Source organism: Variovorax sp. YR752 (assembly GCF_943372545.1).
In genome coordinates this window covers 1-10,886 of sequence record NZ_CALRZC010000264.1, presented here as the reverse complement: position 1 = coordinate 10,886, position 10,886 = coordinate 1, and the positions used below count along the sequence as shown (strand labels likewise).

10 protein-coding genes are annotated in these 10,886 nt (G+C 72.6%); 3 read left to right on the top strand and 7 right to left on the bottom strand.

The window, feature by feature from the left end; genetic code table 11:
- Positions 1–556: 556 nt before the first annotated feature.
- The 3 genes from AAG801_RS36185 to AAG801_RS36175 are packed head-to-tail and all read right to left on the bottom strand — an operon-like array spanning position 557 to position 3,021.
- On the bottom strand, positions 557–1,651 hold the full coding sequence (locus AAG801_RS36185) for an enolase C-terminal domain-like protein (RefSeq protein WP_341892762.1): 1,095 nt from the start codon (positions 1,649–1,651) through the stop codon (positions 557–559).
- Positions 1,648–2,292 carry a hypothetical protein gene (locus AAG801_RS36180; protein WP_341892761.1) on the bottom strand — a complete coding sequence of 215 codons (645 nt, stop codon included), beginning with the start codon at positions 2,290–2,292 and terminating at the stop codon, positions 1,648–1,650. Before AAG801_RS36180 ends, AAG801_RS36185 begins: the two co-directional genes overlap by 4 nt.
- A 21-nt stretch (positions 2,293–2,313) precedes the next feature.
- On the bottom strand, positions 2,314–3,021 hold the full coding sequence (locus AAG801_RS36175; protein WP_341892760.1) for a haloacid dehalogenase type II: 708 nt from the start codon (positions 3,019–3,021) through the stop codon (positions 2,314–2,316).
- A gap of 42 nt (positions 3,022–3,063) precedes the next feature.
- Between AAG801_RS36175 and AAG801_RS36170 the strand changes: the two genes are divergently transcribed.
- Together AAG801_RS36170 and AAG801_RS36165 are read left to right on the top strand one after the other, a co-directional pair.
- A complete protein-coding gene (locus AAG801_RS36170; RefSeq protein ID WP_341892759.1) occupies positions 3,064–3,879 on the top strand; it encodes an HAD-IIB family hydrolase in 816 nt (271 codons plus the stop codon).
- The gene (locus tag AAG801_RS36165; RefSeq protein WP_341892758.1) at positions 3,876–5,036 is read left to right on the top strand and encodes a YbfB/YjiJ family MFS transporter; all 1,161 of its coding nucleotides are present in this window, start codon (positions 3,876–3,878) and stop codon (positions 5,034–5,036) included. The genes AAG801_RS36170 and AAG801_RS36165 overlap by 4 nt, the downstream gene beginning before the upstream one ends.
- Here the strand turns inward: AAG801_RS36165 and AAG801_RS36160 are convergent.
- Positions 5,024–6,103, bottom strand: coding sequence for a crosslink repair DNA glycosylase YcaQ family protein (locus AAG801_RS36160; RefSeq protein WP_341892757.1), 1,080 nt, complete (start codon positions 6,101–6,103; stop codon positions 5,024–5,026). The genes AAG801_RS36165 and AAG801_RS36160 overlap by 13 nt on opposite strands.
- Before the next feature lie 43 nt (positions 6,104–6,146).
- Here AAG801_RS36160 and AAG801_RS36155 point away from each other — a divergent pair, with 43 nt between their 5' ends.
- Positions 6,147–7,100 carry an MBL fold metallo-hydrolase gene (locus AAG801_RS36155; protein WP_341892756.1) on the top strand — a complete coding sequence of 318 codons (954 nt, stop codon included), beginning with the start codon at positions 6,147–6,149 and terminating at the stop codon, positions 7,098–7,100.
- 45 nt (positions 7,101–7,145) lie between these two features.
- Here the strand turns inward: AAG801_RS36155 and AAG801_RS36150 are convergent, their stop codons facing one another.
- The 3 genes from AAG801_RS36150 to AAG801_RS36140 form a co-directional block, all read right to left on the bottom strand.
- Entirely contained in the window at positions 7,146–7,985 is an 840-nt protein-coding gene (locus AAG801_RS36150; RefSeq protein WP_341892755.1) for a PhnD/SsuA/transferrin family substrate-binding protein, read from the bottom strand.
- A 15-nt stretch (positions 7,986–8,000) separates the two neighbouring features.
- Positions 8,001–10,271, bottom strand: a complete 2,271-nt coding sequence (locus AAG801_RS36145; protein WP_341892754.1) for an ATP-binding protein — start codon at positions 10,269–10,271, stop codon at positions 8,001–8,003.
- A 150-nt stretch (positions 10,272–10,421) separates the two neighbouring features.
- Positions 10,422–10,886: methionine adenosyltransferase domain-containing protein (locus tag AAG801_RS36140; protein WP_341892753.1), on the bottom strand; the 465-nt coding region annotated here is incomplete at its 5' end.

Here is a 10,886-nt window from a genome sequence, read left to right as displayed (position 1 = left end):
CAGTCTACGAAGCGCGCTGCCGCGCGCCTGCCGCAAGCCCTGCGCTGCTCAGCGCCTCAGAGGCGCGCTCCAGCCTGTCCGCACGCGCCTTTGCTGAACCAGCGGTGGCATGCCGGTCGCAGGACCCCAGTGGTGGACTTCGCGGAAGGCGCTGCCCGCTGGAGGCGATTTGGGCGGCGACGAGAAGGCGAGCAGGGACTCAAGCAGTCCAGTGGACTGCTTGTGCCTTGCGAGCGGTCGGGCCCGAAGGGCCGACGCGGCCTGCAAGGCCAGCGCCGGGGTCGGCGCGCGTCAGCGCGCTTCGTGATCTGACTTGCCGCGGTTGTTTGAACGCAGCGACCGCAGGTCGCGAAGTGAGTTCTGCGGCACGACCCCGGTGCGAGCATCGCAGTGGAGTCGGCGCGCAGCGTCGACCGCCGCCGAATGAGCCACCAGCGGGCAGCGCCTGCCGCGACGCTCAAAGAAGGCACGAAAGCAGACACACACAGACTTCAGCTCAGGGCCGTGGGCCGCCGGTCACCCTAGCGCCGTCGCAAGTCTTTGAGTGTGAGTCGATTCAGGCCACGCGATAGCGCTCGACCGCAGCCTCGTCCCACGCAACTCCGCTGCCGGGCGCTTCGCTCAGCACGGCGTGGCCGTTCTCGATCTTCAGCGGCTCGCGCAGGATCGGCTCGGCCCAGTCCACGTACTCCAGCCAGTGGCAGGTCGGCGAGGCGGCCAGCAGGTGCGCGCTGACCTCGGGGAACAGGTGGCTGGAGATCGGCAGGCCTGCGGCATCGGCGATCGCCGCGGCGCGCTGCCAGCCGGTCACGCCGCCGATCTTCATCGCGTCGGGCATGCCGAGGTCGCAGGCGCCCAGTGACAGGCAGCGCGCCATGTCATGCGGCCCCCACCAGTTCTCGCCCATCTGAATGCGCAGTCGCGTGCGCTGCCGGATCTGCGCGTGGCCGGCATGGTCGTCGGCCAGCGTCGGCTCCTCGATCCACGCCAGCCCTTCGCCGGCCAGGACGTCGAGGCGATGCACCGCCTCGGCGACCGACAGGCCCTGGTTGTAGTCGGACATCAGCGTGATGCCGGAGCCGATCGTGCCGCGCACCGCACGCACCACGGCAAGGTCGGTGGCTGCATCGTCGTAGCCGAGGCGGACCTTGATGGCCGTGAACCCAGCCGCCAATTCCTTCGCCTGCGCCGCCGCGCGCTCGGCGCCGATCAGGCCCAGGCCGTTGCTGTTGTAGGCCGGCACCGGCCGCGGCGCGCTGCCCAGCAGCCGCACCAGCGGCAGGCCGTGCGCGCGTGCCTGCGCGTCCCAGGCGGCCATGTCGATGCCGGCCAGCGCCATCGCCACCACGCCCTTGGCGCCGAGCAGGCGGAACTGCCGCTGCAACTGGCGGTCGAGGTCGAGCGGCGCGAGCGGCTGGCCCTTGAGAAGGGGCTCGAGGTTGGCGAGCATCTGCAGCACCGGCTGCAGGGCCAGCGGCGTGTAGCAGAACAGGTAGGTCGAGCCGGTCACGTCCTGCTCGGTGTGCAGGTCGATCAGCGCCAGCGGCGCGATGCCCACCGTGCCGCCGCGGGTCACCAGCGGCCGGCGCATCGGCACGTTCACGCCACGCAGGCGCAGGCCGCTGATCGTGAGTCGCGTCGAGTCGCTCATCGTCCATCTCCTTCGCGCCGCCGGTTCTGCCACAGCGCCAGCAGCGCGATCAGCGTCAGCGTCAGTTCGAGGCACTCCTCGACGGCGTTGACCACGGCCTTGGCCCACATCGGCACGGCCAGGGCGAAGTCTTCGGTGAGGATGCTGTAGCTGCGGTCCAGCCCCTTGGCGAGCACGATCGTGAAGAGGAAGGCGGCCACCGAGATCGCCACGGCCTCGTGCGCGCGCAGCCCGCGCCACCAGTCCCGCGCGTGGCGCACGACGAGCCAGCCGACGGCCAGCGCGAACGTGGCCAGCACGAGCAGCGCGACCAGCTTGTGCTGCACCGGCGCCGGGCCGAGGAAATAGCTCACGCGCAGCACGCTGGTGCCGGTCCACACCTTGTGCCAGTCGAGCTCGCGCGCGCAGAAGGCCAGGAAGACGACCGACAACGCGGCCAGCGTCTGCGGCGGATCGCCGGCACGGCGCAGCAGCCAGACGCAGGGCGCGACGAGGAAGAAGCCGAGCGCGGTGAACTGCTCGACGGCGCCTTCCTCGCCCATCATGTCGATCACGCGGTCCGGCGGGAAGCTCGCACCGATCGCGCCGCCCACCAGGACGCCGACCAGCACCAGCCACCAGGCGGCAAAGCGATCGCTCATGCGCGAAGCATATCGTCGCCGTCAGCGCGCGGCCAGCCGATCGGCCAGTGCCATCAGATCGTCCGCCGAGACGTCCACCGGCACGCTGGCCACGGTCTCGCCGATCCCCGGGCCGTGCTCGTCGGGCCGCGCGATGAAGGCGGTGCGCAGTCCTGCGGCGGCCGCGGCGGCGAGGTCGGACGAATGCGCCGCGACCATCATCGCCTGGTGCGGCGCGCAGTCGAAGGCCTCGGCCGCGCACTGGTAGACGACTGCCTTGGGCTTGTAGTCGCGCGCCAGTTCGGCGCCGGTGATGGCATCCCAGTGCCAGCCGTTGCGGCGCGCCAGGTCGGCCATCAGCGAGATGTTGCCGTTCGAGCAGGGTGCGAGCCGGTACTTCAGGCGCAGGCGGGCCAGCCCAGGCGTCACGTCGGGCCAGGCGTCGAGCCGGTGCCAGGCGAGGTTGAGGTGGACCCGCGTCGCCTCGTCCACCGGGTCGAGGCCGAAGTCCTTCAGCACCACGTCGAGGTTGCGCCGGTGCAGCGCGTCGAGCTTGCTGAACGGCACGCGGCCGCTGCGCACCTCCTCCATCGCCGGCTGGTACTGGTCGCGCCAGGCCGTGGCGAAGGCGGCGCCGTCGACGGCGATGCCGTGCGCGCCGAGCACGCCCTGCACCTCGCGGGCGATCGAGCCATGCCAGTCGACCAGCGTGCCGAACACGTCGAAGAGGAGCAGCTTCACTTCGGTCATGGCCGCAGCATAGCGCCCGCTCGCCATGCGAGACTTCCCGTCATGCCCGACCGAGCCCTGCCCCTGGCCGACTGCCCCGATCGTCTGCTGGCGCCGATCCACGGTGTGCTGACCGACATCGACGACACGCTCACGCACGAGGGTGCGATCGAACCCGAAGCCCTCGAGGCGCTGGCGCGGCTGCGCGCGGCCGGCGTGCCGGTGATCGCCATCACCGGCCGTCCGATGGGCTGGAGCGAAGCCTTCGCCCGCCCGCCGCCGCAGGGCTGGCCGATCGACGCGATCGTTGCCGAGAACGGCGCGGTGGCGCTGTTCGCGCAGGGTGGCGTTCTGCACACCGAGTACGCGCAGGACGCGGCCGTCCGAACGCACAACGCCCGCCGCCTGGCCGAGGTCGCGCAGCGGGTGCTGCGCGAGGTGCCTGGCGCGACGCTGGCGCGCGACAGCGCCGGCCGCGTGACCGACATCGCGATCGACCACAGCGAGTTCACCCAGCTGCCGCCGCAGCACGTCGATGCGGTGGTGGCGATCATGCGCACCGAGGGCATGAACGCCACGGTGAGCTCGATCCACGTCAACGGCTGGTTCGGCGAACACGACAAGCGCAGCGGCGCGCGCTGGATCGTGCAGCGCCTGCTCGGCCGCGACGTCGAGGCCGAGTGCGATCGCTGGGCCTACGTCGGCGACTCGACCAACGACCAGCTGATGTTCGAGCACTACCCGTTCAGCGTCGGCGTGGCCAACCTGATGCGCTTCGCCGAGCAGCTGCAGGTCTGGCCGGCGTGGCTGACGCGCGCCGAGCGCGGTCGCGGCTTCGCGGAGTTCGCCGGCCGGCTGCTGAAGGCGCGCGCCCGGTGAGCGACGCGGATCGACGGCTGTTCCTCACCGCCGCCGCACTCGCGCTCGGCGCCGCGGTCTCGCTCGGCCTGGCGCGCTTCTCCTACGCGCTGCTGCTGCCGCCGATGCGTGCCGAGCTCGGCTGGAGTTACACCACCGCCGGCGCGATGAACACGCTCAATGCCGTCGGCTACCTGGTCGGTGCGCTGCTGCTGCCGCGTGCGCTGTCGCGCATCGATGCGCGCGCCTTGTTCCTCGCCGGCGGCTGGGGCACGGCGATCGTGCTTGCCGCGCACGGCCTGGTGCGAGGCGATGCGGCGCTGTATGCGCTGCGCGGCCTCGCCGGCGTGGCCAGCGCGGCGACCTTCGCCACCGGCGGGCTGCTCGCTGCGCGCCTCGGCCAGCGCCCGGGCGCGAGGCCGGCGCTGGTGCTCGGCCTGTACTACGGCGGCACCGGCCTGGGCATCATCGCCTCGGCGGCGATCGTGCCGCCGCTGAACTGGCCGTCGGCCTGGATCGCGCTGGCTGCCGCAGCGCTCGCCGCCACGGCGCTGATGGTCCGGGGCACACGCCCGCTGGCGGCGCGGCCTGTGCCGCCACCGCCTCGCGGCTCGGGCTTCCGCGCGCGCGACTTCGCCTTCGGCCTGGCCGGCTACCTGATGTTCGGGCTGGGCTACATCGGCTACATGACCTTCATCGTCACGCTGCTGCGCGAGCAGGGCGTCAGCGGCGCGGTGGTGGTGGCCTTCTACGTGCTGCTCGGTGTCGGCGTGATCGCCTCGTCGTGGCTGTGGGCGCCGCTGCTGCAGCGTTGTCGAGGCGGGCAGCCGCTGGCGCTGCTCAACGCGCTGCTCGCCGTGGCCACGCTGCTGCCGGTGCTGAGCGCCCACCCGCTGGCGGTGTTCGCCTCGGGCGTGCTGTTCGGCGCGGTGTTCCTGTCGCTGGTGGCCTCGACCACGGCGATGGTGCGGCACAACCTGCCGGCCGCGGCCTGGCCGGCCGGCATCGCCGCCTTCACCATCGTCTTCGCCGCCGGCCAGATCGTCGGGCCCAGCCTGGTCGGCTGGGTGGCCGACGGCGCAGGCGGACTGCTGCGCGGCCTGGCGATCTCGGCGGGCCTGCTCGCCCTGGGCGCCGCGCTGGCGGCGCGGCAGCGCGCGCTGCCTCAGCCCAGCTGAAGGAAGCTGCGCAGGCTCTCCAGTTCGGCCTCCTGCGCGTGACGGAACGCCGCCTCGCGCGGGGCGCGGCCGCCGACGTAGCCGAACTCGGCTTGCAGCGTGCCGTTGCCCGCGCTCACGTTGGCCCAGCCGATCACCGCCTCGCGCCACAGCAGCGGCAGCGCGTAGTAGCCGAGCTGGCGTTTCGGCGCCGGCGTGTAGGCTTCGAAGCGGTAGGCCCAGCCCCAGAACAGCTCGAAGCGGCGGCGGTCCCAGACGAGCGGGTCGAAGGGCGCGAGCAGGCGCACGCGTTCCTCGGGATCGGCACGCTTCAGGCGTTCGCCCGCCGGCCAGAACCAATCCACGCCGTCGATGCGCGCGTGCGCGAGCCGGGCCCTGGCGCGTGCCAGCGCGGCGCCACGCTCGCCACGCCACTGCGGCACGCCGCTGCCGAGGTGGCTGAGCAGCTGGCCCAGGGTCGCGAAGGGCAGCGGCGCGTACTTGGCCACGATGGTGTCCACCAGTGCATCGTGCGCGGCGCGCGGATCGGCCGGCGGCGGCGTGGTGTCGCGTGCCGCGTAGAGCCGGATGCCGCCATCGCGCCGCGCCACACGCAGCAGGCCGCGGTAGTGCATGCCGTCGAGCAATTGCGTGCTGGCGTTGCTCGAGCCGCCGAACCAGTTGACCGTCTTGCCGTGGGCGAACTCGGCATCCACGTCTCTGGGGTGCACCACGCCGCGCTCGCGCACGAACTCCAGCACGGCCTGCGCCTGCTTCCAGCGCGCCTTCGTCCACACGGTTCGCGGTGTGCGCGGGTGCATCAGGTGATGGGTGTCGCGCGGCACGAAGCCGTAGTTGACGAAGAAGTCCTCCTCGATCGGCAGCTTCGGGTAGCGCCGCTCCAGGTCGCCGGCGCGGTAGCCGGCGACGCGGTGGCGCAGCGTCAGGTCCTGCGCGCGTGCCGGCGCGCGGATCGGGTCGGCCTGCACGAAACCGAGCCGCGCGATCGCGCGCGGCAGCGTGGTCGGCGTGAAGAAGGTGCGTGCAATGGCGTGGCGGCGCAGGGCGTCCAGCGTGGTCTTGGGCATGCACCGATGATGCCGCGGCGGGTGCTCGGTGAGAATCCGTCACATGACCACTGCGCCGCCCGTGCACGCCCACCCCGCGCTCGCCGGCCTCGCCGTCTTCGAGCGCGGCTGGCTGTCGTCGAACAACCTGCTGCTGCCGGCGGCCGAGGGCGATCCGGGTGCGACGCTGATCGACAGCAGCCACGTCAACCACGCCGCGCAGACGCTCGCGCTGGTGCGCCAATCGCTCGGCGGGGCGCCGCTGGCGCGCATCGTCAACACCCACCTGCACAGCGACCATTGCGGCGGCAACGCGACGCTGGCGCGGGCCTTCGGCGCGCGCATCAGCATCCCGCCCGGCCTCGCCGAGTCGGTGCGCGCGTGGGCCGCCGATGCGCTCAGCTACGAGGCCACCGGCCAGCTCTGCGAGCGCTTCGAGGTGCACGACACGCTTGCGCCGGGCACGGTGCTCGAGGCCGGCGGCCGCCGCTTCGAGGTGATTGCCGCGCCCGGCCATGACCCGCATTCGGTGATGCTGTTCGATGCGGCGCACGGCCTGCTGGTCTCCGCCGATGCGCTGTGGGAGCACGGCTTCGGCGTGGTCTTCCCCGAGATGGATGGCGAGCCCGGCTTCGACGACGTGGCCGAAGTGCTCGACACCATCGCGCGACTGCCGGTGCGCCTGGTCGTGCCCGGCCACGGCGCGCCGTTCATCGACGTCGAAGGCGCGCTGGAGCGCGCCCGCTCGCGCCTGGCCTCCTTCGTTGCCGATCCGGCGCGGCACGCCCGTCATGGCGTGAAGGTGCTGATCAAGTACCACCTGATGGAAGTGCGCGAGCAGGACGAAGCCGAACTGCTGCGCTGGGCGGCGGCGACACCGCTGTTCACCGGCGTGTGGCACCGGCACGGCCGCGTGCAGGCCGGCACGCCCGAGGGCTGGTGCGCCGCGCTGGTCGGGGAACTGGTGGGTTCGGGGGCGCTGCAGCGCCGCGGCGCACTCGTTGCCGACGCGCCCTGAGCGCGTCGACCCGCTCCTCGCGCCCGGCGTGCCCGCGGCAGGCGCTCAGCCGCCGGCCAGCACCTGCCGCGCGATCACGGCGAGCGGGTCGAGCCGGGCCAGTTGCGCGGCGTCGGGCACATGCAGCTTGGCGTTGGCCGCAGTTGGCGGCCGCGCCGGATTCGGGGTGAAGGACAGCAGTGCGGCGCGCAGCGCCTCCCGGCGCGCCTCGGGCAGCCCGGGGCGGCCGACGAACATCGGCCCCGGGATCTCGCCGATCGACGCCAGCACGCGGAAGTTGCGCGGCGTCTGCGGCGGCAGCGCGTTCAGCTGGCTGTCGCCGCAGATCACCGACACCACCTCGCCGCGGTCCAGCGCGTGCAGCGCACTGTTCACCGAGGGCAGCTCGACCACCTCCACCGCAGCGGCCAGGCCCTGCTCGCGCAGCCACTGGCGGCCCACGGTGGCGGTCAGCGACAGCGCGTCGCCCATGCCGATGCGCTGTCCGCGCAGTGCCTCGGCCTGCTGCACCGGGCTGTCGCTGCGCACCAGCACCTGCACGCGCAGGGAGTCGAGGGTTGCCGCCAGCAGCCGGTGATTCCAGTCGAGCATGGCCAGCCGCGCCACGTGCGCCGGCAGCATCGCCGCGTCGTGGCGGCCGCCGCGCACGGCGTCGGCCTGGCTGCGGAAGTCGCGTGCGCTGACCATCTCGACCGGATGGCGCAGCGCGAGTTCGAGGTGCTCGCGCAGCGGCCGGAAGGCGGCGAGCAGCGCGTGGGGCGACAGGAAGGGCGCGAGGCTGATCGAGATCGGCGCACTCGCGTCCTGCGCGCGGGATGCGACGGACGGCAGTGCCAGCGCCGCGGCAGCGCCGAGCCAGGTGCGACGGTTCAGGCGGCGGGTCATGGTCGCACTCCTCGATCAGCGCGGTGCCGGGGCCGGCGGGGTGATGTGGCGGTCGATCTCGTCGAGCAGGCGTACCACGTCCAGCGGCTTGGTGAGGTACACCTCGAAGCCGGCGTTCATCGCGCGGCGGATGTCGCCCGGCATCGCGTTGGCGCTCAGCGCCAGCAAGGGCAGGCCGGCGGCCACCGGCTCGGCCTTGGCGCGGCGGCACAGCTCGATGCCGTCGAAGCCGGGCAGGTCGATGTCGACCAGCGCCAGGTCCAGCCCGCCGGCCAGGATGCGCGCCAGGCCCTGCGGCCCGTCGGTGGCGACTTCGAGCTCGACGTCCGGGCGCAGCAGCAGCACCTGGCGCATCAGCTCGACGTTCGACGGGTTGTCCTCGACGTAGAGCAGCCGCGCGCGGCGACCACCGGCCGTCGCGCGCGGCGCCACCGGGGCCTCCGGCGGCACCGGCGAAGGCGGGGCCTCGGACTCGGGCAGCATCACCGTGAACACCGAACCCTGGCCGGCCTCGGAGCGCACGGCCAGTGTGCCGCCCATCAGCTCGACGAGGCGGCGCGTGATGACCAGGCCGATGCCGGTGCCCTCCACGGCCTCGTGCTCGCCGACGAAACGCTGGAACGGCCGGTACAGCTGCGCGAGCTGCTCGGGGGTGAAGCCGCGGCCGGTATCGTGGACCGAGAAGCCGCGCTGCCCGTTGGCGGCCGCAGTCACCTCGACCTGCACGCTGCCGCCGCGGTGGTTGTACTTGACCGCGTTCGACAGCAGGTTGGCCAGCACCTGGCGCAGCCGCTTGCGGTCGGCCTGAACCCAGGCGCCGTGTTCGATGCCCAGCGGCGCGGCCAGCGTGACGCCGCGCTCGGCGGCCTGCGGCTGCAGCATCGTCATCGCGCCGGCGATCAGCTCGCCGAGCTCGACCGGTTCGGCCGAGGTGCTCATCGTGCCGGACTCGATGCGCGACAGGTCCAGCACGTCGTTGATCAGGTCGAGCAGGTGCCAGCCGGCGACCTCGATCTGGCGCACGCGCTCGCGCTCGGCGTCCGACTCCAGGGTCAGCGACAGCAGCTGCGCGAAGCCGAGGATGGCATTCAACGGCGTGCGCAGCTCGTGGCTCATGCCGGAGAGGAACTCGCTCTTCGCCTGATTGGCGGTCTCGGCGGCCTCCTTGGCCTGCTGCAGTTCCGCGGTACGCAGTCGCACGCGCTGCTCCAGCGACTCGTTGATGCCGCGCAACTGCTGCTCGGCCTCGACGTGGCGCGTGATGTCGGTGATGGTCGAGAACGCGGCGTGGATCTGGCCGGTTCCGCCGTGTCGCAGCGGCGTGGCGTTGACGCTGAGCCAGAGCGTGGCGCCGCTCTGGCGCTGCACCCGGACCACGGCGCCGCGCTGCGGCAGCCCGGTGGCGAGGGCGCGTGCGGCCGGGCGCTCGGCCAGCGAGATGGGGCGCCCGTCGGCGTCGAACATCGGCGTTGCCGCGAACGAACCGCTGGTGGCGATGAAGTCCTCGCGGCTCATGCCGGTCATGCGCGCCATCGCCTCGTTGCAGTCGATGACCTTCATCTCGCGGTCGACGACGACCAGGCCTTCGGACATGGTGTCGAACAGCTCGCGCAGCGTCTGCTCGCTGTCGCGAACCGCGCGAAGCTGCGCCTGCACGGCGTCGGCCATCTGGTTGAAGGCCTGCGACACCTCGTCGAGCTCGCGCACGCGGCTGGCCGGCAGCCGCGTCGCGTAGTCGCCGCCGGCCATCTGGCGGCTGGCCCGCGAGAGCCGGCGGAAGCCGTCGCTCAGCCGGGTGGTGCTGATCAGCAGCAGCAGCGCGCCAGCCGCCAGCACGGCCGCGCCGATCAGCAGGCTGTTGCGCAGCAGCCGGTCGCGGGCCTGCTGCAATTCCGTGGTCGGGATGCCGAAGCGCAGCTCGCCCAGGCGCTGCCCGGCCAGCGCGATCGGCTGCGCCGCGCTGCGCTGCCCGGCGGCGCCGGCGTCGCCGCTGTGCGCGATACGGACGCCGCGGCTGTCGACCACTTCGAGGTGACTGAGCCGCCCCTCGTGCACGTTGGAGGCGACGATCTCGGCGATCGTCGCGTAGTCGCGCGTCACGATCAGCGGCCCGATCGCGGCCACCAGGAGCGGCCCGAGCGTCTGTTGCTCGGCGGCGAAGCGTTCGTCCAGCGCGCGCTCCATCTGCAGCTGCGCGTTCCACAGAAGCAGCCCCAGCATGGCGACGAAGGTCGCCAGGCTGCCGAGCAGGTAGTGGCTGCGCAGGGTGCGGAGCAAGGCGAGCACCGTGGTGGGGGTGGGGGTATTGTGCGGGAGCGGCGCGGGGCAGGCTGTGGCGGATTGCCGGCACCGATGGCTTGCGGCGCGCCCCAAAGCGCGACGGGCGACTTTCGTCGCCCGTCCGGTCAGTCAGCGTGGCTCGTCCGAGCCGTTCGATCAGAGCCCGGCCGCAGCCTTCAGCGCCGCGGCCTTGTCGGTGCGCTCCCAGCTGAACTCCGGCTCCTCCCGCCCGAAGTGGCCGTACGCCGCCGTCTTCTCGTAGATCGGACGCAGCAGGTCGAGCATCTGGATGATGCCCTTCGGGCGCAGGTCGAAGTGTTCGTTGACCAGCGCGGCGATCTTGTCGTCGGGGATCTTGCCGGTGCCCTCGGTGTAGACCGTCACGTTCATCGGCTTGGCCACGCCGATGGCGTAGGCCACCTGCACCTGGCACTGCTTGGCCAGGCCGGCGGCCACCACGTTCTTGGCCACGTAGCGCGCCGCATAGGCGGCCGAGCGGTCGACCTTGGACGGGTCCTTGCCCGAGAACGCGCCGCCGCCGTGCGGGCAGGCGCCGCCGTAGGTGTCGACGATGATCTTGCGGCCGGTCAGGCCGCAATCGCCCTGCGGGCCGCCGATGAC